Source organism: Streptomyces sp. NPDC001970 (assembly GCF_053594115.1).
In genome coordinates this window covers 180233-204575 of the sequence record NZ_JBSFDW010000002.1, presented here as the reverse complement: position 1 = coordinate 204575, position 24343 = coordinate 180233, and the positions used below count along the sequence as shown (strand labels likewise).

Here is a 24343-nt window from a genome sequence, read left to right as displayed (position 1 = left end):
ATGGCGATCGACCTCGGCACGTATGTGAAGGGTGTACTCGACGGGAAGCGGGCGATCGTGGCCCGCGCCATCACGCTCGTCGAGTCCACCCGGCCCGATCACCGGGCGCTCGCGCAGGAGTTGCTGACCGAGCTGCTTCCGCACAGCGGCAGGGCGCGGCGGATCGGTGTCAGCGGTGTTCCCGGCGTGGGCAAGTCCACCTTCATCGACGCGTTCGGCACGATGCTGACGTCGCTCGGGCACCGGGTCGCGGTGCTCGCGGTGGACCCGTCCTCCAGCCGGACCGGCGGTTCGATCCTGGGCGACAAGACCCGTATGGAGCGCCTGGCCGTGGATCCCTCGGCCTTCGTGCGCCCCTCCCCCACCGCCGGCACCCTGGGCGGGGTCGCCAGGGCGACGCGCGAGTCGATCGTGGTGATGGAGGCCGCGGGCCACGACGTGGTGCTGGTGGAGACGGTCGGCGTCGGCCAGTCGGAGACCGCGGTCGCGAACATGGTCGACTCCTTCCTGCTGCTGACGCTGGCCCGCACCGGAGACCAGTTGCAGGGCATCAAGAAGGGCGTCCTGGAGCTGGCCGACGTGATCGCCGTCAACAAGGCGGACGGCCCCCACGAGCGCGACGCCCGGGCCGCCGCACGGGAGCTGGCCGGCGCCCTGCGGCTCATGCACGGCAGGGACGCGGTCTGGACGCCGCCCGTACTGAGTTGCAGCGCCCGCGAGTCGAGCGGTCTGGACACCGTCTGGGAGCGCATCGAACAGCACCGGACCCTCCTCGACTCGACCGGCCGCCTCGCCGCCAAACGCCGTGACCAGCAGGTCGACTGGACCTGGACGATGGTCCGCGACGAGCTGCTCGGCCGCCTCCACGCCGACCCTGGCGTCCGAGCCCTGGCACCCGGCCTGGAGCAGCAGGTCAGGGCCGGCGGATTGACGGCCACGCTCGCCGCCGAGCGCATTCTGAGGGCGTTCGGCGGATCCGGCGGTCACGCGTCGTGACCGCCGTGGGCCGGACGCCCTCGGCATCAATCCTTCAGCGGTAGAATTCTCAGGGGCGTGGGATGTCCGCCCGCGCCGGAGGAGACTCGGCCGAGGCGCTGGACCAGCGGCATGAGGGGACGGGATGGCGGAGCGCAGGGCAACGGCCGGTCGGGACGCCGTGGCGATGGCCATCGAGGCCTGGGCACGGGAGCGGCCCGAGCTGGACACCAGTCCGCTGGAGGTCCTGGCGCGGCTGCACCGCTCGTTCGTGCGGTACAGCACCCGGCTCACGGCGTCCATCGAGCGGCACGGGCTGTCCGTGGCCGGCTTCGACGTGCTGACGGCCCTGCGGAGGTCCGGGAAGCCGTACCGGCTCACGGCGGGCCAGCTCGCCGACTCCGGGCTCGTCTCGTCGGCGGGCGTCACGCTGCGTATCGACCGGCTCGAGAAGGACGGGCTGATCGTCCGGGAGCGCGACGCCGACGACCGGCGGATCGTCCACTCACGGCTCACCGACGCAGGGCTCGCCAAGGTGGACGAGGTGTTCGCCGAGCATCTCGACAACGAGCGCCGCATGCTCGGCGAACTGACCCCCGCCGAGTGCCGCCAGCTCGCGCGGCTGCTGCGCAAGCTGGAGCACTCGATCCTCGCCTCGGACGAGGAGCCGGCGGGCTGAGCCGTCCGGTTCACCCCGCCGCGGCCTGTGCCTCCGCCTGTGCCCGGTACAGACGGCGCAGCCGCACCACGCCCAGGTCGTGCTGGTACAGGTTCTCCCGCTGGTCGGCGTCGGCCGGCATGGCCTCCAGCATGACGCGGTCCTGTTCGAGGACCTCCCAGTGGCGCTTCTCGATGAGCGTCTTGTAGAGGAAGCGCCAGGTGTCGCGCTCCCAGCCCCGGACCCGGCGGTAGCGCCAGAAGAAGACACCCGTGCGTCCGGCGTCGACCGGGCAGGCCGCCCCGACGATGCCGAAGGCACCGCCGGGTCCGGCGGACGGCGGGTACGGGATGGAGAGGTCCACCCAGTCGATGCCGGTGCGGCACAGCTCGACCCAGTCGAAGTTGACGCCGCGCTGGTCGGTCTTCTCGAAGAAGTAGCCCCGGTCGGTCTCGCGGATCCGGAACTTGGCGGTGGTGTCGCCGTCGTACATGGTGTGCGACTCGTGGTGCAGGAACGCTCCGTGCATCGGGTCGAGGAGGTTCTCCACGGCGAACCGCCACGGCACGTTCCACTCGGCGTAGCACAGGATCGGCTCGACGTCGGGGTCGGTGAGCGGGTCGGGGAGGGTGAGCTCGGCGGGCTCGGGGTGCTGTTCGTCGCCGAACCAGGCGAGGACCGCGCCGGCGACCTCGCGGACCGGCAGCGAGGTGACCAGCTTCTTGCCCTCCAGGGCGCAGCCGGGCAGTCCCGGCACGGACGAGACGGTGCCGTCGGTCTCGACCTCGACACCGTGGTACCAGCAGGCGACCCGGTCGCCGAGGTGCTTGCCCAGGGACAGGGGTGCGCCGCGGTGGGGGCAGCGGTCGGCGAGCATCGACAGGGCTCCGTCGGAGCGGCGGAACAGCAGCCACTGTTCCCCGAGCGCCGTCACCTTGCGCATCGCGCCGGGCGCGACGAAGCGGGACGGGACGACGGGGTGCCACTGGTTGCGCAGCCCGGTGGCGTAGATGTGCTCGGCGGTGGCGGTGGTGGACAGGCTCATGGTCAGGCTCCCAGGCGGTGCATCTCGGCGCGGAAGGACTCCTCGGTCCAGGGGGCGCCGTCGGGGGCGTGGACCTGGCGGGCGTTCAGTCCGCGGACGACGTCGGCGAGTTCGTGGCCGTCCTTGGTGAAGACCTCCTCGAGCGTGGCGGCGAGCTTGTACTCGTAGGGGGTGGGTTCGTGCGTACGGGACTGGTGGGCGTCCAGGTACGGCCAGGGGGCGGTGGTCATGGGGGTCTCCAACGGGCGGTTCACAGGTCGAGGACGAGGCGGCCGGAGGCGCAGCGCGAGACGCAGATCATCATGGTGGCGTTCGCGCTGTGCTCGGCCTCGCTGAGCAGGAAGTCGCGGTGATCGGGCGTGCCGGCCAGCACACGCGTCTCGCAGGATCCGCAGATGCCGTCACGGCACGAGCTGTTGACGCTCAGTCCCGCCCCTTCGGCGGCCTCCAGGATCGAGGTGCCGGGCCCGACGGTGAGCGTGCGGCCCGAGGTGCGGCACTCGACCTCGAAGGCCGCGTCCTCGCCGGTGCGTTCCACGGCCGGTGCGGCGAACCGCTCCACGCGCAGCCGCCCCGCGGGGCACTTCTGCTCGACGGCGGCGAGCAGTGGCTCCGGGCCGCAGCTGTAGACGAGGGTGCCGTCGGGCAGATCCGCCAGCGCGGCATCCAGGTCGATGTGGCCCTGCTCGTCGTGCGGAACGAGGGTCACCTCGCCGTCCAGCGCGGCCAGTTCCTCGGTGAAGGCCATCGAGGCGCGGCTGCGTCCGCCGTAGACCATGCGCCAGGGCGCGCCGCGCCGTGCGGTCTCCCGGGCCATGGCGAGCAGCGGGGTGATGCCGATGCCGCCGGCGACGAAGACGTATCCGGCGGAGTCCTCCAGTGCGAAGTGGTTGCGCGGCTCGGAGACGGTGACGGTCTGCCCGGGGCGCAGCCGGGTGTGCACGTACCGCGAACCGCCGCGCGAGGCGGGCTCGTCGAGGACGCCGATCCGGTACACGGTGGCGGACCGCGGGTCGCCGCAGAGGCTGTACTGGCGGATCCGCCCGCCGACCTCGACGTCGACATGGGCGCCGGGCGTCCAGGCCGGGAGGGGCTTGCCGTCGGGGTGGGTCAGCTCGACGGACAGCACGCCGTCGGCCTCCCAGGTCATGCGGTGCACGGTCAGGTGCAGAGCGCTCTCGCTCATCTCGGCTGCCTCCTCACGGGGCCGGCGTCGGGCCGGGGCTGCGGCCCGGGATCTTCACGGGCGGCGTGAACGGGTTCTTCATCGGTCCGAGCTCCGCCAGGTCGACCTCGACGAGCGTCGGCCCGTCGGCTGCGACGGCCTCGGCGAGCGCGGCCTCGGCGTGCTCGGGGGCGGCGATCCGCAGGTACGGGAGCCCGCAGGCCGCGGCCAGTTGCGCGAAGTCGGGCGTGACGAGGTCGACCCCGGAGCGGCGCTCGCTGTGCCTGTCCTGCATGTTGCGCAGCACGCCGTAGCCGCCGTCGTTGAACACGATCAGCGTGAGGCGGGGCCGTTCCTGGGCGAGGGTGAGCAGCTCCCCGAGATGGACGGCGAGGCCGCCGTCACCGGCGAGGACGACGGTGGGGTCCCCGGGCCGGGCGAGCGCGGCCCCGATGCCCATCCCCAGGCCCTGCCCGATGCCGCCGCCGCGCGGGAAGACGTTGTCGCGCGGGTCGTACAGGCCAAGGAGCCGGTTGCCCCAGCTGCTCGACGGGATGGTGACATCGCGGGCGACGACGGCCTCGCGGGGCAGTGCGGCGCGGATCGCGTCGCAGATGGCCGCCTGGGGGCCGATGGCGTCGTGCAGCGTGGCCCGCACCTCGGCACGGACCGCGGCGACGCGGCTCGTCCAGGCCGGTTCGGCCGCCCGGGCGTGGGGAAGCAGCGCCGCGAGGACGGCGGCGGCTTCGCCGTGCAGTGCGTGGTCCGCCGGATACACACGGCCCAGCGCGGCGGCGTCCAGGTCGATCTGGATGTGGGACGCGGGGAGCTCCAGCCCGTAGTCGGCCGTCTCGTTGGAACGGAAGTGGGTGCCGACGGTCAGCAGCAGATCGGCGTCGGCGAGCAGGGCGCGCCCGGCCGGGGTGGCGGCGAAGTTGCCGATGACCTGGGGATGGTCCTCGGGCACGGAACCGCGCCCGGAATTGGAGGTGAGCAGTCCGGCGCCGGTCGCGGCGAGCAGGCCGGCGAGCTCGCCACGGGCCCGGGTGGCGCCGCCACCGGCCCATATCAGCGGCCGCCGCGCGGACGCGAGCAGCGCTCCGGCGGCCGCCAGCTCGCCCTCGGTGGGAGCGGGTACGGTGGGCACGGCGGTCGCCGCCGGGGCATCGGTCTGGGCCGCGTACTGGAGGTCGATCGGCCACTCCACGCTCGCGGGTCCACCGGGTGCCGTGAGCGCCGCCCGCGCCGCCTCGCGCAGGACGCGGCCCGCCGCCTCGGCGGACGGGACGGTGGCGGCGTGCTTGGAGACCGCCGTCAGCATGCCCAGCTGGTCCTTCGTCTCATGGATGAAGCCGCGTCCGCTGCCCAGGAACGCGCTCTCCACCTGCCCGGTGACGTGCAGGACGGAGGTGCCGGCGCTCAGCGCCTCGATCAGCGATCCGGCCGCGTTGCCCGCACCGGTCCCCGTCGAGGTGAGGGCGCAGCCGATGGTGCCGCGGGCGCGCCCGTAGGCGTCGGCGGCGTTCACGGCGGATGCCTCGTGGCGTACGGGCACGAACCGGAGCTCCCGGTCGACGGCCTCGACGAGCGGCAGATTGTGCACGCTGACGATGCCGAAGACGGTGTCGATGCCCAGTTCCCGCAGAACGGCGACGAGGAGATCGCCTCCGGTGTCGTATCGCATGGTGGGGTCTCCTCAGAGGATGGAGCGGCCGACGCCGCCGCAGACGTCGATGCTGGTGCCGGTGATGTACGAGGCGCGGGGCGAGAGCAGCGAGACGATCGCGTACGCGACCTCCTCGGCCCGTCCGAGCCGGCCGAGCGCGATCCCGCGGTCGGCGGCGAGCTCCGCCTGCCACTCCTCGTAGGTCGTGCCGGAGCCCGCCGCCGCGTGGCGCCGGGTCCACTGGCCGGTGTCGATGAGGCCCAGGCACACCGAGTTGACCCGGATGCCGTCGGGGGCGAGCTCGGCCGACAGGGACTTGGAGAGGTTGAGGATGCCGGCCCTGGCGGCGCTCGTGGTGATCAGGCGGGGCTCGGGCTGTTTGGCGAGGACGGCGTTGACGTTGACGACGCTCGCCGCGTCCGAGGCCCTGAGATGGGGGCGGGCCGCGTGCAGCGTGTTGAGCACGCCGGAGAACTTCAGTTCCAGTTCGTCGCGCCAGTCGTCGCCGGTGGTCTCGTCGAGGCGCTTCATCCGGGACTGGCCGGCGTTGTTGACGAGTCCGTCGATGCCGCCGAACTCGCCGGCCACGCGCTCGGTGAAGGCGTGTACGGCATCCGCGTCGCGTACGTCGCACACGTCCGTCAGCAGCCGGTCGCTGCCGATGGCCGCGGCCGCCTTGGCGAGCCGGTCGGCGTCGCGTCCGCAGGTGGCGACGCGTGCGCCTTCGTCGACGAGGGCGCGGACCGTGGCCAGGCCGACGCCCGAGCTGCCGCCGGTGACCATGATGGTGCGGTCGGCGAGGCCCAGATCCATGGTGGTTCTCCAGGTCAGTTCATGGTGAAGCCGCCGTTGACGGCGATCACCTGTCCGGTCAGATAGCGGGACTCCTCGCTGAGCAGGAAGGAGACGAGTCCCGTGAGGTCGTCGGGCCGCTGAGGGCGGGAGACGGCCCGGTTCGCGCGGTAGAGGTCGTGGCGCTCGGCGGGCACGGTCCCGGTGGCCTCGCCCTCGGTGAGGCCGGGGGCCAGCGCGTTGACGGTGATGCCCCGCTCGCCGAGCTCCCGGGCCATGGCCCGGGTCAGGGCGATCACCGCCCCCTTCGAGGCGATGTAGTGGGCGAGGCGCGGGGAGCCGTACAGGGCGGCGTCCGACGCGAGGTTGACGATGCGTCCCTGCTCCCCGAAGAGCGGGTACAGGGCCTTCGCCACGAGCCAGGGACCGCGGGCGTTGACCGTCATCAGCCGGTCCCACACCTCGACGTCGATGTCCTGGAACTCCTTGCCGCCGACGCCGTTGGCGAGCGCGGCGTTGTTGACCAGGCCGTACAGCGGTCCCATGTCCCGTACCGCGTCGGCCAGTTCCGTGACGGAGGCCGGGTCGGCGACGTCGCACCGCACGAAGTGGGCGTCGGTCCCCTCCGCGCGCAGCGTCCCGGCGGCCCGCGTGCCGCGCCCGGGGTCGAGCTCGGCGACGACGACCCGGAAGCCGTCCGCGCCGGCCCGGCGGGCCATGGCCAGTCCCAGGCCACGGCCCGCCCCGGTGACGACGACCGTACGGACGCCCTCGCCGGCGTCAGTCACGCGTGATCCCGTACAGCGGCGAGTACTCGGGGTAGGTCGGGACCTGCGGCTTCTGCGTGCCGATGATCACGCAGAACAGCGCGTCGGTGTCGCCCTCGTTCTTCAGCGAGCGGGTCACCCCGGCCGGGACGACGATCATGTCGCGGTAGCCGAGCGTGCGGTACTCGACCTCGTCAGGGCCGCGGTGGACACCGACGCGGACCTGGCCCTCCAGGACGAAAAAGGCCTCCTCGACGTCGTGGTGGGTGTGCGCCGGGCCCTCGGCACCCGGGGGCAGCAGCATGTTGGAGAAGGTGAAACCGCCGGACGGGATGATCCGGTTGTCACTCTCGTGGTTGCCGGTGGCGCCGGAGCCCACGTAGCGGATCTGGGCGCGCTTGAACTGCGGACCGGCCTTCTCCTGGAAGGAGAGGGTGCCCCAGTCCGGCTCCCGCGAGTCCTTCGTCGCGATGAGGGCGTCGGTGTACTTCGCGAGGTCGCCGCCGTTGTCGTACTCGGTGGTGGTCAGAGGCATGGCAGAGGGCTCCTGTTCGTCGGTGCGCTGTTCGGGGATGCGCGCGGTGATGCGGAGGTGAGCGAGCACCCATGCGTTGACGTGCGCGGGCTGCTCCTGGTTGGCCAGGTGACCGGCGTCCTTGACGATCACGTAGGCGGTCCTGTGGACGGCGCCGGCGATGGCCTGGGAGGCCTCGGTGCCGGTGATCCGGTCCTGGTCGCCGCACAGGACGAGCGTGGGGGCCGTGATGCGCGCGAGCTCGCCCCGCAGATCGGCGGCGGCCATCGACTCCGCCGCGTAGCCGTAGCCGGGGAGGCGGACGGAGTCGGCCATCGTGTCGGTCACGCGTCGTACGAGCTCGTCGGGGGCCCGCTCGGACACCAGGCGGGGTGCGCGCAGCTCGGCGAACGCCCTCGGCCCGACCTCGGCCAGCTCGGAGGCGCGTGCCCGCATGGCTGCCGCCTTCGCCGGGTCCGTGCCTGATCCCGGGCTGGAGTCGGCGACGATCAGCGAGGCGACGAGCTGCGGGTGGCGTACGGCGAGCCGGAGTGCGATCACGCCGCCCCACGACACGCCCAGCACATGGGCACTCCCGCCGCGCGAGCGGATCAGGCCGGCCGCCGTGTCGGCGTAGTCGTCGAGCGTCAACGGGGCCTCGGGGTCGGCGGACTTGGCGTATCCGGGGGCGTCCCAGGCGACGACGCATGCGTACCGGCCCAGTTCGTCGAGCTGCGGTGCGAACGCGGCCGACGAGGAGCCGATCCCGTGCAGGCACAGCAGCAGCGGACCGGCCTCGCCCGCCTCTTCGACGTGCACGGCCTCGACGTGCACGGCCGCCGTCACAGGATCTGTCCCGTCCGGCCGGCCAGTGCGGCCAGGCTGCGCAGCACCGCGTACGGAACGACCTGGCTGGTCGCCGGGTTGCCCGGGTCGGGCAGATGCGCGACCTCGAAGCGGTACGTGCCGTGGGTGCCGGACGCCTCGACGACATGCCGGGTGTGGTGCGCGCCGGGGTCGGCGACGACCCGGACCCGTACGGCGTCCAGGTCGCCGACGGCAAGGGCGACCGAGGCGGCGACGTTCGTCGACTTGGGGAACTTCACCGGGATGTCGCGCGCACTGCCGGACATGACCTCGACGGGCCCGTTCGCGGCCCGCATACGGGTCAGCAACTCCTCGTCCATCCACGGCTGTTCGAGCGTGGCGGGCAGCTTGGTCGTGGTCAGCCGTACGTCGTGCAGCGGGCCGAGGGCACGCACGGCCTGGAGGAGGTCGAGTCCGCCGACGGCGCCGCCGGTGAAGTACACCCGGCCCGGTCCTGCCGCGAGCAGCCGCTCGGCGAGCTCCTCGTCGGTCAGCGCACCGGTCGAGGCGATCAGCAGATCGGTCCCCGAGGCGAGGACCCGCTCGCCCCATTCCCGTACGACGCCCTGGCCGGCCGCCTCCACGATCAGGTCGCAGCGCTTCAGCGCCTCCTCGAAGGTGACCTGCGGCGCCGGGGCCTCGCCGATGGCCCGGTTGTCGACGATGCACACGAGCTCGGCGCCGGGTACGGCGCCTTCGGTGAGCGCCGCACCGACGACACGGCCGATCGCGCCCCAGCCGACGAGGCCTGTCCTGCGCGTCGTCATGTGTGCGCTCATGTGGGTGCTCATGCGTGTGCTCCCTCGGGACGGATGCTGAGCGGGCCGGGGTCGGGCGACCCGGCCATGTGGCAGCGGATCTCCTGGGACGGTGCGCCCGCCGTGCCCCACAGGTCGGACAGCTCGGGCGTGCGCCGCCACACCTTGGCGATCCAGCGGTCCTCGACCACCTGGGCGACCTCGGAGGTGTACTCGCAGACCAGGCCGGTCGGGTCGGTGAAGTAGGAGAAGGTGTTGTCGCCGGGGCCGTGCCGGCCCGGGCCCCACTGGGGGCTGACGCCGTGGTGCCGCAGCCGGCCGAGCCCTCGCATGAAGTGGTCCACCGACGTCATCTCGTACGCCACGTGGTTGAGGGACGCCCACTCGGCCTGGTTGAAGGCGATGCAGTGGTGGTCGGCGTTGCAGCGCAGGAACGCCATCCGGTGCTCCGACCAGTCGGAGACGCGCAGGCCCAGCACGTCGCAGTAGAAGGCGACGGAGGCGTCGATGTCGGTGGTGTTGAGCACGGCGTGGGTGACACCGACCGGGACGGCCTCGTCCCGGCCGCGCGGGGTCACGGCCCAGGTCTCGGCGGACAGCTCGATGAGCCGGCCCTCGTGGTCGGTGAAGCGCAGGCCGTAGCCGCCGCCGACCTGGTCGAGGCGGCCGGGTCCGGCCACGGGGGTGATGCCGCGGGCCAGCAGCCGGCGGGCCGCCTCGTCCACCTCGGCGGGGGTGGCGACCGCGAAGCTGATCCGGCCGAGGCCGACGCGGTGCGAGCGGGTCAGCTGGAGCGCGTGGTGCTCCTCGCCGGTGCCGCGGAGCCATACGGCGTCGTGCTCGGAGTCCACGACCGTGAGGCCCCAGGCCTCGGCGTAGAAGTCGGCGGCCTCGCCGAAGGCCGGCGTGAGCAGCTCGACCGAGCGCAGGGCGCGCAGTCGCGCGACGGGGGGATGGGGCATGACCGTCTCCAGACGTACGGAGGGGAGGGGACTCGGGGCGTGTCTTCGCGCATCAGGCCCTGGGCCTGTCCGGCACATGGCGCCGTCCGCCCGCAGGGCGGGGCGCGCGGCGTCCGGTGCGTGCGATCGCAAGGCGGAGGATCATCTCCGTACCGGACGTACGTGGATGACTCCGACAACGCGGCGTCGGGGCAGCTCCCGTGCCCGAAGGGCTACGGGGTGGGGGCACCTCCCAGGCGCAAGCTCTGGGGGAGCGTGCCGGGCGTCGCCGGCCAGGCGGGACCTGCCGGACACGGCCTAGCCCGCCCAGGGCAGGGGCGCGTCGGAGGTGCCCCAGTACAGGGACTTCTGCCGCTGGTACGCGCGGATCGCGTCACGGCCCTTCTCGGTGCCGAGGCCGCTGTCCTTCATCCCGCTGAAGGGGGTGGAGATGCTGAACTGCTTGTACGTGTTGATCCAGACCGTGCCGGCGTCGATACGGCGGGCGAGGCGCCAGGCGGCCCGGTGGTCGCGGGTCCAGATGCCGCAGGCCAGCCCGTACACCGAGTCGTTGGCCTGGCGGACCAGGTCGTCCTCGTCGTAGTACGGCAGGGCGATCAGCACCGGGCCGAAGATCTCCTCCTGGCACACCCTGGCCGTGTGGGGCAGGCCGTCGATGACCGTCGGCAGGTAGTACGCGCCGTCCTGGTACGCGTCGCCCTCGGGTGCGGCGCCGCCGCACAGGACCCGGCCGCCCTCCTCGCGTGCCAGGTCGACGTAGGCGGCGACGGCGTCCCGGTGCCGGTGGTGGACGAGCGGGCCGACCTGGGTGCCGGGGGCGGTGCCGGGGCCGACGCGCAGCTTGCGGACCCGTTCGACGAGCTCGCCGACGAACTCGTCGTAGATGCCGCGCGCCACGAACAGCCGCGATCCGGCGATGCAGGACTGGCCGCTGGAGGAGAAGATCCCGAACATGACGCCGGCCAGCGCCTGGGGGATGTCGGCGTCCGCGCGGACGATCGTCGGGGACTTGCCGCCCAGCTCGAGCGAGGCCGGGACCAGCTTGTGGGCGGCGACCGCCGCGATGGACCGGCCGGTGTCGGTGCCGCCGGTGAATCCGATGCGGCCGACCAGCGGGTGGGAGACGAGGGCGTCACCGACGACCCGGCCGCTGCCGGGCAGCACCGAGAGCAGCGCCCGGGGCAGCCCGTACTCGTCCAGCGCCTGAGTGATCAGCCCTCCCAGGGCGAGGGAGACCAGGGGCGTCCAGGCGGCCGGCTTGAGGAGGACCGCGTTCCCGGCCGCGAGAGCGGGGGCGATCTTCTGGGCGTCGCTGGCGACCGGCGAGTTCCACGGATTGACGGCGGCGACGACGCCGATCGGCTCGTACACGCTCATCGTGACGTAGTCGCCGCGCGACGGGGTGATCTCCTCCTCCGCCGTCTCCAGGGCGGCGGCCGTGTAGCGGAAGGTGGCGGCGGCGCTGAGCGCGAGGGCCCTGGTCTCGGCGAGGGTCTTGCCGGTGTCGGCGGTCTGGACGGCCGACAGGTCGTCCGCCGCGTCCTCGATCAGTTCCGCGACGCGGTGGAGAAGCCGGGCGCGACGGTGGGGCAGAAGGTTCCGCCAGACCGGGTCGGCGGCGGCCTGCGCGGCGGCGCGGGCCGCCTCGTCGACCTCGTCGGCCGATGCCGCGTGGACGGTGGCGAGCACCTGACCCGTGGCCGGGTCCACGGTCTCGATGGGGGCGCCGCCGCCGCGCCGCCACTGGCCCGCGATCAGGATGTCGGTCGTGAAGCGAGGCATGGCTGGACCTCCGGGCGCGTGGGTGTGGGGGCGGTGCTGGTGCGGGATTTTCACTGGGTGCGGATGTCCCCGGCGGCCTGACGACAGGCCGACCCGGGATCCCAATCCCTCAGCGCTAGATATCTAAGCCCTAAGGCATCTTCCACGCAAGACCCCGCATGGGAGGATTCCCCGGAAGTCCGTGCCGCACATGATCAACGCAGCCGCATCGAGGATCCGGAGCCACCGATCCAAGATGTCTTTGCCATTAATCATTGACCGCTTAGATAACTGCTCCTACTGTCGCCGCAACGTCAATGTTCGCGGAAGGAACCACTCATGACGACTGTGGCCGGCCGGCCCGCCGTGGGATCGATAGCGGCGAGGCTCGAACGACTGCCGCACTCCCGCTGGCATGTCAAGGTCCGCTTCCTCATCGGCGCCGTCACCTTCTTCGAGGCGTTCGACCAACTGCTGGCCGCCTCCGCACTTCCTGTCCTCATGAAGGAATGGCACCTGACGACAGGGCAGGCCACCTTCGCCGTGACCGCCGGCTCGATCGGCATGCTCCTGGGCGCCCTGGCCGCCGGATGGATGGGGGACCTGATCGGCCGGGTGCGGACCGTCACCCTGGGGGTCGCCGTCACCGCACTCGCCAGCCTCGCCGTGGCGTTCTCGAACGGCATCGAGCTGTTCGCCCTCTTCCGCTTCGCCCAGGGCCTGGGCATCGGCGGTGTCGTCCCCGTCGCCGCCACGTACATCAACGAGATCGCACGCTCCGACCGCCGGGGCCGCTTCGTCCTCCTCTACGAGATGATCTTCCCGGCCGGTCTCGCGGCGGCAACCCTGGTCGCCGTGTGGGTGGTTCCCAACCTCGGCTGGCGGGCGATGTTCGTGATCGGCGCACTGCCCGTACTGATCGCGGCCGCACTCCCCAAGCACGTCGCCGAGTCCCCGCGCTGGCTGCTCGCACGCGGCAGGACGGAGGAGGCCGAGCGGGTCATCACCCAGATCGAGGCAGAGGTGGCCCGGTCCACCGCCGCACCGCTGCCCGCACCGGCCGCCGACCAGGCGGAGGAGGCCGCGCAGGGCCGGCTGCGCGAGCTGTTCCAGGGGCGGTATCTGCGCCGCACGGCGGTCGTGTCGGGCCTGTGGTTCGTCGCGTACTACGTCAACCACGGCATCTCCACCTGGCTGCCCTCCCTCTACACCAAGAACTTCGGTCTGGACCTGACCACCGCCCTCGTCTACACGCTGCTCAGCAACGTCACCGGGCTGCTCGGAACCCTGATCGTCGCGCTGCTGATCGACCGGGTCGGCCGCCGGCCCGCTCTGGTCACCGCCCTCGGCGGCACCACGCTGGCCCTCGGGACGCTCGCCCTGACCGGGGCGGTCTCCGGCGGGCAGGTCGCGGTGTTCGCGTCCTGCATGACCTTCTTCGTGTACGCGATCAACGCCGGGCTCTACCTCTACTCCCCCGAGCTCTACCCGACCCGCAACCGCGCCAAGGGAGCGGCCTTCGGCGGCCTGTGGAACCGGCTCGGCGTCATCCTCGGCCCGATCACCGTCGGCGCGATCCTCGGGGCGGGCGGCAGCCTGACGCTCGTCTTCGCTCAGCTCGCCTGCGTGGCGGCGGTGGGCATGGCGATCGCGTTCTTCGCGGTCGAGACGAACGGGAAGACGCTGGAGGAGCTCAATTCCTGAACCGAGCACCACCCCGGGTCGGGGTCGGGGTCCGGGTCCGGGCTCGGGTCCGGGTCCGGGTCCGGGTCCGGGCTCGGGTCCGGGTCCGGGTCCGGGTCCGGGTCCGGGCCGCAGGGTCCCCCGTTCCGCCGTAGGTGCGGAGCGGGGAGCCCGTTTTCACTTTCCGGGGTCGGCGCCCTCGAGCGACTGCCCCAGTGAGCCGAGCAGCGCGGCGAGTTGTCGCCGCTGCGCGAGCCCGAGCCCGGCGAGCATCTCCCTCTCGCTCGAGGCCCGGGCGTCGGCCACCCGGTCGGCCATGGCCATCCCGGAGGCACGGTCGTGGCTCCTCGACCGCAAGATCACCGCGAACGAGGTCGGCCTCGGCCTGATCGACAGCACACGCGCCTTCCTGGAGACGCTCGAGCCACGCAGGCTGCTCGTCGCGACCGGCGCGCCGACCTGCCCCATGGGGTCGCAGACGCCGGCCCTGCGGCCCAGTGACGAGGCCCCGGGGGTCGACATCACCGACGAAGGCTCCCGCGCCTTCGTCGACGTGGTCGCCGGGGCACTCGGCCTCCCGGAACTGCAGGTGATCGAGACCGGCGGCGACGTGTACGCCTCCGAGCGGCAGCAGTGGGACAGCGGCAACAACGCCGTCGCCCTCGGACCGGGCGTGTCTTCACCTACGACCCGAACACACAGACGAACGCGCTGCTGCGCAAGGCCGGGGTCGACGTCATCACCATTGTCGGCGCCGAACACGGCCGCGGCCGTGGCGGCGGCCACTGCATGACCGCCCTCTCATCCGCGAACCCGTCGACTTCCGAACCGCCGCCGCGACGACCCGGGCCCGAGGTTCAGGCCCAGGTCTGGGAGTAGATGTTGCGGTATTCCCGGCGCCCCTGGGCCGCCTGGATCCAGCGACTGGCGATCAGCAGGACGAGGCTCAGGCCGATGACCCCGAGCCCCGGACCGACGGCGCCGAGGGGCCCGAGGCCGGCGGCGATATCGGTGACGCTCCCCGGTCCGGCGGCGGCCGGCGGGACAGGGGCTCCCGGCGGTGCGGGGGTGCCCGGCGTCACGGCGTCGGAGCCGGCGGACGCGTCGGAGGCGTCGGAGGCGTCGGAGGCGTCGGAGGCGTCGGAGGGCCCGTCGGTCGGGGAGTCCGTCCCCTGGCTCGCGGCATCGTCCTGACCGTCGGCCGGGGGCCCGCCGGCCGGGCGCACCCCGAGCGCCGCCATCGCCTTGATCGCCGGCTGGAAGTAGGTGATGCCCCCGGTCGTGCAGTCCCCGTTGCCTCCCGAGGTCACTCCGAGCGCCAGCCCCTGCGAGAACAGCGGGCCGCCGCTGTCTCCGGATTCCGCGCAGACGGTCGTCTCGATCAGGCCGGTGACCGTGCCCTCCGGATAGTTGACCGTCGCGTTCAGCGCGGTCACCCGCCCGGTACGGAACCCGGTCGTGCTGCCGCTGCGGAAGACCTGCTGCCCGACGACGGGATCGGCGGCGCCGATGATCCGTACCCCTCGGCCACCGCCGATCTCCACGATGTCGGGACGTTCGGGGGTCGCGCCGCTCTCGTACTCCACCAGGGAGAAGTCGTTGCCCGGGAAGCTGGAGGCGACCGTGGAGCCGAGGGCCTCGCCCTCCCGGCCGCCGAACCAGGTGGTGCCGACGGGTCCGCAGTGCCCGGCCGTCAGGATGAACGAGCTTTGGCCGTCGGTCACGTTGAAACCCGCGGAACAGCGGATGTTGTCCGCGAGCATCGAGGCCCCGCCGTTGAGCCTGGTGGTGAACGTACCCGGGGTCCGTTCCATGTGGACGAAGCCGCCGATGCTCTCGGCGAGATCGGCCATGCGCGACCAGTCGGCGGCGGAGACGGTGCTGTCGGCGTGGACCACGACCCTGTTGGACGCGTAGTCCACCGCCCACGCGGTTCCGCTGACCGTCGGCGCCGAGCGCAGGGTCGCGGTGGCCGAACGGAGCCGCTTCATGCTGTTGGGCACGATCTTGGCGGTCACACCGGCCCGTTGCACCTCCGCCGCCGCGTCCGGGTCGGTCACCGCGACCACCGGACGGCCGTCGGCCCCCCTCCAGCTGCCCGCGGTACGGGACGTGCCGAGCCGCGAGACCAGCGACGCGACCGGGTCGCCGGCCCGCTGTACGGCGCCGGGGTCTGTCACCGGCGCGGACGGCTCGCCCGCCATGGCGTCGGAGACCATCAGCGCGCCGCACACCAGCCCGCCGACGGCAGCCAGCCGGGCGATCCGCTGAAGGTTGCGTCGTGCGTGCCTCATCCGCGGCCCCAAGGTCGTACCGACTACTGACACGGTGTCACCCGTTGGACGGTGGGCCCGGGAAGCCGGACCCCCTCGTCTATACGGACCTGTGCGCCGAGGTGTTCATCACCGGCCGCAGCTGAATCCGCTCCTCGATTCGTCGCCGACGTCCGTCCAGGCACTGCCCGCGTCGGCTTCCCCGGCGTCTCGTACGGCAGTTACCGCACGGCGGAGAGTCCGTGGCCGCTCTGTGCGGACGTGTCGGCGACTGGCCGGACGGCCTTCCCGAGCACGCGGGCCGGGTACTCGCCGTCACCGGACCCGCCGTCGTACGCGCCGCCGTCGTGCACGCCCTCGGGGCCCCGGTCGGCGACGGCGATGGCGAGCAAGGCGTCGTGCCGCGGAAGCGCACGCTCCTGACGGAGCCCGCGGACGTCCGTCGAAGTGCCGTCGGTCAGTTGTCGAGTGCCTGCCGGGCGAAGCGGAGGGCGTACGGGAGGGCGGCGCGGGTGACGGGAGAGGCGCCGGCGGCGTGGGCGGCGGCGGCGTGGGCGGCGGCCGTGACGAGGGGTTCTGCGGAGGCGACGGCGCGCCGGAGGGCGGCAGGGGTCAGCAGGCGGCCCGCCTGCCGCAGCGCGGGGGTGTCGGGGAGCGCGAGGGTGAGGGTCCGGTCGTCGGCGCCGGGGCGCGGCCAGGTGAGTTCGATGCGCATGGAGCGGCCTTCGTGGGGAGGTAGGGGGCCCGATGCCTGCCGCACGCCCGGCGGCGTGCCGGTGGGCCGGTCGGCGAAGCGCAGGAGCCGCGGACAGACGGTGACGGCGATGCCGACGGTGGCGGGCGAGGGTTCGGACCATCGGCTCCGACGGCGTCCACCGCCGGTTAGCTCACTCGGCGGTAGTTGGATATGCCCAGGCTTGCCGGAGTTGCGTGATCTTGTCAAGGTTGTTGAAGGGTGAGGGCTGTCACGGCTGAGGCCGCATGCCTCACCTGCCCTACGGAGGGAGAGCGACCATGACCGACCGTTCCCGCGCGTCCGGCTCAGGGGGCAAGAAGGGGCAGCATCCCGTCCAGGAGACACTGGCGCACCCCGTGCAGACGATGACGGCGGCCGTGGAGAAGGTCCCGGGCGCCGACCGGGTCAAGCCCGGCATGGAGCGGGTCAAGGGGGTCGTCGACGGTGTCCTGGACTCCGTCGGGATCGTCTCGCCGCACGCACGCCGTGTCGCCGCGTACACCGGTGCCGGGCTGCTCGGTGTCGCCGGCGTGGTCGAGTGGCCGGTGGCCGTGGCGGGCGCCGCGGTGGTGTGGCTCACGCAGCCGCGCCCCAAGGACGCCGCGGCGGCCGAGGCGGCGGGCGGGGCCCGCACCGAAGGGCTGAAGGCCAAGCAGGCCGCGAGGTCGGGCAAGGCGTCGACCGCCACGGGGTCGGCGAAGAGCCGCCCGGCCAAGGCCACGTCGGGGTCGGCGAAGACGCGCCCGACGAAGTCCACCAGCACCTCGGCCACGGCGAAGGCCCGCTCGTCCAAGCGCGCCGCCACGAGCGCCACGAGTGCCACGCGCGCCAAGGCAGGTGGGCGGAAGAAGTCCTGACGCCGGCCTTCCCCGTGTGACCACCGTTCCGCCCCGGCCCGTTCGGCAAGCCCGCGAAGGTGACAGATGCTGCTCCGCTTGCTGACCGGGCTGCCCGTCGTGGCCCTCCAGAACATCCTTGCGGCCCCCGTCGAGGCCACGCGCCGGATCGCCCCGCCGGCCACGGACACGGCGCGCATGGCCGCTGAACTCGTGCACGCCGGTGCCGGCGGCGCGGCGAAGGGCGCGACGGCGGTGTCCGCGACCGCGTTGCGCGTCGGCAGGGCCGCCCGAAACGCGATGACCCCTCAGGTCGGCTACTGGCGCGCCGGTTCCCGGATGCACCTCGCCCTGCGGCACCACCCGGACGCACAGACGCCCACCGTCGAGCGGCTCGAGGCCACCGCACGGAAGGTGGCCGTCGAGCTGGCCGAGCACCCTGACGTACTGCTCGCCTACTGGGACGGCGGGCTGGGACGGCTGGTCGTGCAGACCACGGAGGACGCGGCCGGCGACGAGTTGGCGGACAGGGTGTCCGCACTCGCCGCCGAGCACGGGCTGGTGCACGTCGGCGACCACACGCTGGAGCACGCGCACCCCGGTGCCGCCGGGGGTGTGCGCGCGAGCGCTCTCGCCCTCGCCTGCGACGCGGCGGGCATCGCCACCGCCTTCGCGGCACGGACGGCGTTTCTGCGTCGTGCGCCGGAGGTCGTGGTGGCCGCGGTCGTGGTGCTGCGCGAGGACTCGCGCGTACGCACGGCGCTGAGCCGCACGCTGGGCGCGGACGCGGCCGATCTGGTGCTGGCCGCGGCCCATGCGGCCGTCTGCGGGATCGGGCAGTCGCCGAGTCCGCTGCTGCTCGACGCGGCTCTGCGGACCGTCCAGTTGGTGCAGTCCCTGGCCCAGCTCGCCACCTTCGACGCCGTGCACGACAGCCTGTGCGCCCCGCATCGGCTGACGGTCGCCGGAGGCGACATCGAGCGTCCGTCGCTGCGTCCGTGTCCGGGCGAGGAGTACGCCGACGCCGCGGTCAACGGCATGCTGGGCGGCGCCGTCACCACGCTGCTGTTCACCCGCAACCTCGACGAGGCGGCCGAGACCGCACTCGGCGGTTCGCCCAAGGCCGCGCGCTACGGCCCTGCGGCATTCACGGCGGCGCTCGGCAGTGCCCTGGCGCGCGAGGACGTCCTGGTCCGCGACCCCGAGCGGCTGCGCCGACTGGAGCTCGTGGACACGGTCGTCCTCCATCCCGAGGCGCTGCGCAGCACGCGGCGTACCGTGCTCGAGGTGCATCCCAGCATGCCCGGCTGGGACCACCACCGGTTGTGGCTGGAAGCCACCGCGGTCCTGAGCGCGCCCGACGACACAGCCGATGGCGGGGCGACGACCGGCGCCGGGACTTCGCCCGAGAACGAGGCCATGCCCGGTGGCGGGACTTCGCCCGAGGACGGGGCCATGCCCGGTGGCGGGACTTCGCCGGAGAACGGGGCCATGCCCGGTGGCGGGACTTCGCCCGAGAACGGGGCCATGCCCGGTGGCGGGACTTCGCCCGAGAACGGGGCCATGCCCGGTGGCGGGACTTCGCCCGAAAACGGGGCAGCTCCGTCCGGGAAGCCGCGGCTCGGCCTGCGGCCGGTGCCCGATGAGACGGCGTCGGCCACGCGACGGTCGAAGTCGGGTCCGCCGGCGTCGGAGCCGCCGCCCACGGGACTGATGATCGCGTCGGTCGGCGGCGCGGACGTCGGCACCGTGCTGGTCGGCTGGGAGGTCGACCCGATGGCCGAGGCCGCGCTGGACGCGGCGCGCCGGGCCGGGCTGCACGTCGTGGTGGTGGACGACCACGCGCTCGGTGAGTTCGGGACCCTGGCCGATCAACTCGCCCCCGCCGAGCGCCCCTTCGCCGAGGTGGTGACCGGCCTGCAGGCCGACGGCCGGACCGTCCTCACAGTGGCGCGCGTCCCGCACGAACGGGCCGCGACCGAGCGGGAGCTGACGGAATCAAGCCGGGACGTGCTCGACGGGCTGCTCCGCAGTGACCTGGCCTTCGCCGTCACCGACGAGCGCAGCGCAGTCGTCTGGGGGGCGGACCTCCTGGCCCTTCACGGACTGGAGGGCGCCTGGCGGCTGCTGTCCGCCGTGCCCGCGGCACGGGCGGTCAGCCGACGGGCCAAGTTCCTCGCCGAAGCGGGCACCACGCTCTCCGAGCTCCTGGTGCTCACCCGTGGGTCGCGGTCGCAACGCGTCCCCTTCCCTCTCGAACTGCGGCTCAGCCCCGTCAACATCGCGACCGCGGTGGCCCTGGTGTCGAGCTGGTTCACCGCGCTGGTCGTCACCGCCGGTACGGCCCCGCACCCCCGGCCCCGGGTGCCCTGGCACGCCCTGCACCCGGACGAGGTCATGGCCCGGCTGGCGCGAGCTTCGCGGGCCGCGCCCACCGCCTGGACGGTGGTACGGACCCGGGCCGGACACGCCGCGGGCGCGGCGGTGACGCACCCGGCCCTCGCGCCGGCGCGGATGGGCGCGCGCCTGGCCGGTGCCGTGTGGGCCGAACTCGACGACCCGTTCACCCCCGTCCTGGTGGTCGGTGCCACCGCGTCGGCGCTGCTGGGATCGGCCGTGGACGCGTTCCTCGTCATCGGTGCCGTGGCGGTGAACGCCCTGGTCGGCGGGGTGCAGCGGCTACGCGCCGAGCGGGCGCTGTCCGCGCTGGTCACCGGTCAGCGGCGGACGGCCCGGCGCCTCGCCGACGCCGGCTCCGGCGCCGACGAGCCGTCCCTCGTCGCGGCCGAACGGCTGGCGCCCGGCGAGGTGATCGAACTGCGCACCAACGACGTGGTCCCGGCCGACGCACGGCTGCTGGAGGTCAGCGGCTTCGAGGTGGACGAGTCCTCGCTGACCGGCGAGTCACTGCCCACCCGTAAGCAAGTGGCCCCCGTACCGCAGGCGTCCGTGGCCGACCGCACCTGCATGGTGTTCGAGGGCACCACGGTGGTGGCCGGCCGTGCGCGGGCGGTCGTGGTGAGCACCGGCGACCAGACCGAGGCCGGTCGCGCGGCGTCGCTCGCCGCCCGGGTCCCCACCTCGGCAGGCGTCCAGGCACGGCTGCACCAGCTGACGCGCCGGGTGCTCCCCCTCACCCTCGCCGGCGGCGCCGCGGTGGCCGGGCTGTCCCTGCTGCGCGGCCGCCCGGTGCGCACCGCGCTCCAGGGCGGGCTGGCGGTCGCGGTGGCCGCCGTGCCCGAGGGCATGCCCCTGGTGGCGACGGTGGCGCAGATGGCCGCGGCGCGGCGGCTGAGCAGGCTCGGTGTCCTGGTGCGCACACCGCGCAGCCTGGAGGCGCTGGGACGCGTGGACACCATGTGCTTCGACAAGACCGGCACCCTCACCGAGAACCGGCTGCGGGTCGTCCGCGTGGTCACCGCCGACGGCGCGGAGCACCCGGCGTCCGACCCCGGCGCGGAGCCGGTCCTCCGCATCGCCGCCCGGGCCTGCCCCCGCGTCGTCGAGCAGGCGGGCTTCCACGCCCACGCCACCGACGAGGCCGTCCTGGCGGCAGCCCCGCGCGAGACCGGGTGGACCGTGATGCGGGCTCAGCCCTTCGAGGCGAGCCGGGGCTACGCGGCCGCCGCGGGAACGGCCGCGAAGTCCGACGACGACGGCGACGGCGACGGCCGGGACCTGCTGGTGGTCAAGGGTGCGCCGGAAGTCGTGCTGCCCTGCTGCCCCGACGCGGATCCGGCAGTCGTCGACACGGCACACACGCTCGCCGCCCAGGGCCTGCGGCTCCTGGCCGTCGCCCAGCGCCGCCTCACGGCGGACGAGTCGGATGAGGCCCTGGACAAGCCCCTCGAACTGCTGGAACTCATCGGATTCGTGGCCCTGGCCGACACGCCCCGCGCCGGCTCCGCCCCGCTCGTGGCCGGACTCGGCGAGGCGGGCGTACGGCCCGTCATGCTCACCGGCGACCACCCCGAGACCGCCCGCTCCGTGGCGGTCGCCCTCGGCTGGCCACCGGACGTCACGGTCGTCACGGGGGACGATCTGGCCGCGCTGGACCGGGCGGGGCGGGCGCGCCTGCTGCGGGACTGCGGGGTCGTGGCCCGCGTCGCCCCCGAACAGAAGCTTCAGGTCGTCGAGGCGCTTCGGGAGGCGGGACGCGTCGTGGGCATGGTCGGGGACGGCGCCAACGACGCCGCCGCCATCCGCGCCGCCGATGTCGGGGTCGGTATCGCGGCACGCGGATCGGCGGCCGCGCGCAACGCCGCGGACCTCGTGATCACCAACGACGAACTGTCGGTGCTCATCGACGCCATCGGCGAGGGCCGCGCCCTGTGGCGCAGCGTGGCCGACGCGATCAGCATCCTGCTCGGCGGGAACGCCGGCGAGGTCGGCTTCTCCGTACTCGGCACGCTGCTGTCCGGTACGTCGCCGCTGTCGACACGTCAGCTGCTGCTGGTCAACCTGCTCACCGACATGTTCCCGGCGATGGCGGTCGCGGTCACCCCCCACACCCAGGACCCCGCGGGTGAGGTCGCGGCCGAGGGCACGCCCGTCGGCCTCGCCGTCCTCGGCCGGCCGCTGACCCGCCAGATCCGGCACCGTGGCGTGATCACCGGGATCGGCGCGGCCGTCGCCTGGCTGATCGGCACGCTCACTCCGGGCTCGGCGCGACGAACGAGCACCATGGCCCTGTGCGGGGTGGTCGGCGCCCAGCTCACACAGACCGTCGCGGGACGCCGCCACAGTCCGCTGGTCCTGGTCACCGTGCTCGGCACCGCGGCCGTGCTCGTGGCACTCGTCCAGACGCCCGTCGTCAGCCACTTCTTCGGGTGCACGCCGCTCGGCCCGCTGGCCTGGACCGGTGTGGCCGTCGCCGTCGGTGCCGCTTCCCTCGGTCCGTGCGTACTGCCGCAGGCCGACCGGCTGCTGGCCGATCTCACCTCGCGGATGCGTCCCGTCGTACGGGTCGTCCGCTGAAGGTCGTACGGCTCGTCCGCTGACGGCCGCACGCCCTCGCGCTCGGCCACGGCTTGATGTCGACCTCGACGAGGGGGTCGTCACCGCCCTTGTCGTGGGCCCTGATGCGGTCCTGGTCGCCGCCGGCCATGAAGTTGTGTCCGCGGGGTCCGCCCACATGCCGGCGATGACCGTGGCGAACGTGGCGTTGCGGTACGCGAAGGCGGTCGCGTCCTGCACCGGGGACTGGCTGTTGACGTGCGACTGGAAGCCGCCGACGCAGTCGATGGGCACCACCGCGCTGCTCGAAGTCCCTGACCAGGTTGTGGACGGCAGTGTTCTTCGCGTTGACGCCGTCCGTGTTGCAGTCGTTGTCACAGCGAGCCGACATCACACGGCTGAGGAGGCGGAATGCGCAACTCGAATCGCGAGCGACGCAAGGAGTTTCGAAGAAGTTTCGGAATCCGGCGCCCTACGACGCGACGTCCACCCGGCCCGGATCGGCGAAGATCTCCTCCACGATGACGTCCGCGGCGCCGCGCACCGCGGCCGTGAAGCCCAGGGCCGAGCCGGTCACCCGGCACACCGCCGAGTCGCCCGCCACAGCCCGGTCACGCAGTTCACGCATGGCGGCGGGAAGCAGATAGGGGGCGACCGCCGCGAAGTAGCCGCCGAGCACGATCACGTCCGGGTTGAGGAGATTCACCGGGATCGACAGGCCGATGCCGAGCCAGCGGCCGATCTCGTCCAGTCCGGTCAGCGCCCTCGGGTCGCCCTGCGCGGCACGGCGCAGCAGTTCCCGGGCCTGTTCCTGAGGGTCGTCGAAGGCGGTGCCCGCCGCCTGCCGGCTCACCAGGTCGGGAGCGGCGACACGCATCGCGGCGGGCAGCCCCACCTTGGTCTCCAGGCAGCCGGTGCGCCCGCAGGCACACGTCCCGCCCGCGGGATCGACCTGGATGTGCCCCAGTTCGCCGCTGAAGCCACCGGCGCCACGCAGCAGTCTGCCGTCCGCCACGATGCCCGCGCCGATGCCCGCCTCGCCCGTCACGTACAGGAGGTCGGCGGCCGCGGACCGGGCGTGACCGCGCTCTGCCAGGGCGGCCAGGTTGGCCTCGTTGTCGACGACGACGCTCACACCGTCCGGCAGGCCGAGCAGATCGCGCAGCAGCCCGGCGACCGGGACGTCCTTCCAGTGCAGGTTCGGCGCGGAGCGTACGAGACCGGTGGCGATGTCCACCGGGCCGGGCACGGCGACACCGATGCCCACCGTGTGGACGCCGGCGCGCAGGGCGCCGTCGACCAGTTCCCCGGCCATCGCGGCGAGCGTGCGGATCGTGACCTCGGCGGCCTCGCGCGTCGCGTCGTGCACGAGGCGCCGCTCGTGGAGCGGCCGCCCCGCGAGGTCCGTCGACCAGGCCGCCAGGTAGCGGGAGTTGATCTCCAGACCCAGCGCGGCCACTCCCCTGCCGTCGATCTCCAGACGCCGTCCCGGGCGTCCGACCGTGCCGTCCTGCTGGTAGTCGGTCTCGCGCAGCAGCCGGCGCTCGATCAGCTCCGCGACGAGGCTGGAGACCGTGGCCCGGGTCAGCCCGGTGTGCCGGGCGACCGTCGCCCGGGACAGCGGCCCCGCCGAGCGGACCTCGCCCAGCACACGGACGAGGTTGACGCGGCGCACCGCCATCTGGTCGACGGGGGCCGCCCCGGGGGAGCGAGCCGCCTCGGCGGCGCTCTGTGACACGTACTCACTCCCTACCTGCCCCGGCAGGGCGACCTGCTGAAGGGTTTCGCTGTGCGCCGGCTGCGGCGCGCTGATCGCTGCTCGCTGATCGCCACGGGGCGACGGGTCAACATAACCCGCCGGTTCCGCGCATGTCCCGGCGCGCCGGGCCACACGGACGCGCACACCCCGGGCCACCGACGGCCGCGCCC

The 24343-nt window shown here is 73.3% G+C and carries 20 protein-coding genes and 3 pseudogenes; 6 read left to right on the top strand and 17 right to left on the bottom strand.

The window, feature by feature from the left end:
• Both meaB and ACWCP0_RS03440 read left to right on the top strand, forming a co-directional pair.
• Positions 1-996, top strand: coding sequence for a methylmalonyl Co-A mutase-associated GTPase MeaB (meaB, locus tag ACWCP0_RS03445; protein ID WP_451077173.1), 996 nt, complete (start codon positions 1-3; stop codon positions 994-996).
• 124 nt (positions 997-1120) lie between these two features.
• Complete coding sequence (locus tag ACWCP0_RS03440; protein WP_451077172.1) at positions 1121-1654, top strand: MarR family winged helix-turn-helix transcriptional regulator; 534 nt, start codon at positions 1121-1123, stop codon at positions 1652-1654.
• A 10-nt stretch (positions 1655-1664) separates the two neighbouring features.
• Here ACWCP0_RS03440 and ACWCP0_RS03435 read toward each other — a convergent pair whose 3' ends face one another.
• The 11 genes and pseudogenes from ACWCP0_RS03435 to ACWCP0_RS03385 form a co-directional block, all read right to left on the bottom strand.
• Positions 1665-2678, bottom strand: coding sequence for a Rieske 2Fe-2S domain-containing protein (locus ACWCP0_RS03435; RefSeq protein ID WP_451077171.1), 1014 nt, complete (start codon positions 2676-2678; stop codon positions 1665-1667).
• 2 nt (positions 2679-2680) lie between these two features.
• Entirely contained in the window at positions 2681-2908 is a 228-nt protein-coding gene (locus tag ACWCP0_RS03430; protein ID WP_451077170.1) for a recombinase-like helix-turn-helix domain-containing protein, read from the bottom strand.
• A 20-nt stretch (positions 2909-2928) separates the two neighbouring features.
• Positions 2929-3864 (bottom strand): PDR/VanB family oxidoreductase, encoded by a 936-nt coding sequence (locus ACWCP0_RS03425; protein ID WP_451077169.1) that lies wholly within the window; start codon positions 3862-3864, stop codon positions 2929-2931.
• Positions 3865-3877: 13 nt separating this feature from the next.
• On the bottom strand, positions 3878-5527 hold the full coding sequence (locus ACWCP0_RS03420; RefSeq protein ID WP_451077168.1) for a thiamine pyrophosphate-binding protein: 1650 nt from the start codon (positions 5525-5527) through the stop codon (positions 3878-3880).
• Positions 5528-5539: 12 nt separating this feature from the next.
• Positions 5540-6322 carry an SDR family oxidoreductase gene (locus tag ACWCP0_RS03415; RefSeq protein ID WP_451077167.1) on the bottom strand — a complete coding sequence of 261 codons (783 nt, stop codon included), beginning with the start codon at positions 6320-6322 and terminating at the stop codon, positions 5540-5542.
• A 14-nt stretch (positions 6323-6336) separates the two neighbouring features.
• The gene (locus tag ACWCP0_RS03410; protein WP_451077166.1) at positions 6337-7089 is read right to left on the bottom strand and encodes an SDR family oxidoreductase; all 753 of its coding nucleotides are present in this window, start codon (positions 7087-7089) and stop codon (positions 6337-6339) included.
• Positions 7082-7603 (bottom strand): cupin domain-containing protein, encoded by a 522-nt coding sequence (locus ACWCP0_RS03405; RefSeq protein ID WP_451077376.1) that lies wholly within the window; start codon positions 7601-7603, stop codon positions 7082-7084. The genes ACWCP0_RS03410 and ACWCP0_RS03405 overlap by 8 nt, the downstream gene beginning before the upstream one ends.
• Positions 7604-7633: 30 nt before the next feature.
• Positions 7634-8428: pseudogene (locus ACWCP0_RS03400) on the bottom strand (alpha/beta fold hydrolase); the annotation flags it as partial.
• The gene (locus tag ACWCP0_RS03395; RefSeq protein WP_451077165.1) at positions 8425-9240 is read right to left on the bottom strand and encodes an aspartate dehydrogenase domain-containing protein; all 816 of its coding nucleotides are present in this window, start codon (positions 9238-9240) and stop codon (positions 8425-8427) included. The pseudogene ACWCP0_RS03400 and the gene ACWCP0_RS03395, both read right to left, overlap by 4 nt.
• Entirely contained in the window at positions 9237-10169 is a 933-nt protein-coding gene (locus ACWCP0_RS03390) for a VOC family protein (RefSeq protein ID WP_451077164.1), read from the bottom strand. Before ACWCP0_RS03390 ends, ACWCP0_RS03395 begins: the two co-directional genes overlap by 4 nt.
• Positions 10170-10466: 297 nt before the next feature.
• Positions 10467-11951: an aldehyde dehydrogenase gene (locus tag ACWCP0_RS03385; RefSeq protein ID WP_451077163.1), complete on the bottom strand. Its 1485-nt coding sequence runs from the start codon at positions 11949-11951 to the stop codon at positions 10467-10469.
• A 318-nt stretch (positions 11952-12269) separates the two neighbouring features.
• Between ACWCP0_RS03385 and ACWCP0_RS03380 the strand changes: the two genes are divergently transcribed.
• On the top strand, positions 12270-13634 hold the full coding sequence (locus ACWCP0_RS03380; protein ID WP_451077162.1) for an MFS transporter: 1365 nt from the start codon (positions 12270-12272) through the stop codon (positions 13632-13634).
• 156 nt (positions 13635-13790) lie between these two features.
• Here ACWCP0_RS03380 and ACWCP0_RS03375 read toward each other — a convergent pair whose 3' ends face one another.
• Complete coding sequence (locus ACWCP0_RS03375) at positions 13791-14135, bottom strand: hypothetical protein (protein ID WP_451077161.1); 345 nt, start codon at positions 14133-14135, stop codon at positions 13791-13793.
• Between ACWCP0_RS03375 and ACWCP0_RS03370 the strand changes: the two are divergent.
• Positions 14092-14437: pseudogene (locus ACWCP0_RS03370) on the top strand (arginine deiminase family protein); the annotation flags it as partial. The gene ACWCP0_RS03375 and the pseudogene ACWCP0_RS03370 overlap by 44 nt on opposite strands.
• 33 nt (positions 14438-14470) lie before the next feature.
• On the opposite strand, the gene ACWCP0_RS03365 reads toward ACWCP0_RS03370, so the two are convergent.
• The 3 genes from ACWCP0_RS03365 to ACWCP0_RS03355 all read right to left on the bottom strand — a co-directional run bounded on the left by ACWCP0_RS03365 (position 14471) and on the right by ACWCP0_RS03355 (position 16601).
• Complete coding sequence (locus tag ACWCP0_RS03365; RefSeq protein WP_451077160.1) at positions 14471-15907, bottom strand: S1 family peptidase; 1437 nt, start codon at positions 15905-15907, stop codon at positions 14471-14473.
• Between the two features lie 200 nt (positions 15908-16107).
• Complete coding sequence (locus ACWCP0_RS03360) at positions 16108-16278, bottom strand: hypothetical protein (protein ID WP_451077159.1); 171 nt, start codon at positions 16276-16278, stop codon at positions 16108-16110.
• A gap of 65 nt (positions 16279-16343) precedes the next feature.
• The gene (locus ACWCP0_RS03355) at positions 16344-16601 is read right to left on the bottom strand and encodes a hypothetical protein (protein WP_451077158.1); all 258 of its coding nucleotides are present in this window, start codon (positions 16599-16601) and stop codon (positions 16344-16346) included.
• 299 nt (positions 16602-16900) lie between these two features.
• On the opposite strand from ACWCP0_RS03355, the gene ACWCP0_RS03350 reads away from it, so the two are divergent.
• A complete protein-coding gene (locus ACWCP0_RS03350) occupies positions 16901-17479 on the top strand; it encodes a hypothetical protein (protein ID WP_451077157.1) in 579 nt (192 codons plus the stop codon).
• 66 nt (positions 17480-17545) lie between these two features.
• Entirely contained in the window at positions 17546-22435 is a 4890-nt protein-coding gene (locus ACWCP0_RS03345) for an HAD-IC family P-type ATPase (protein ID WP_451077156.1), read from the top strand.
• A gap of 216 nt (positions 22436-22651) precedes the next feature.
• On the opposite strand, the pseudogene ACWCP0_RS03340 reads toward ACWCP0_RS03345, so the two are convergent.
• Positions 22652-22793, bottom strand: a pseudogene (locus ACWCP0_RS03340) (endo-1,4-beta-xylanase); the annotation flags it as partial.
• Between the two features lie 93 nt (positions 22794-22886).
• Positions 22887-24152 carry an ROK family protein gene (locus ACWCP0_RS03335; protein WP_451077155.1) on the bottom strand — a complete coding sequence of 422 codons (1266 nt, stop codon included), beginning with the start codon at positions 24150-24152 and terminating at the stop codon, positions 22887-22889.
• Positions 24153-24343 lie beyond the last annotated feature (191 nt).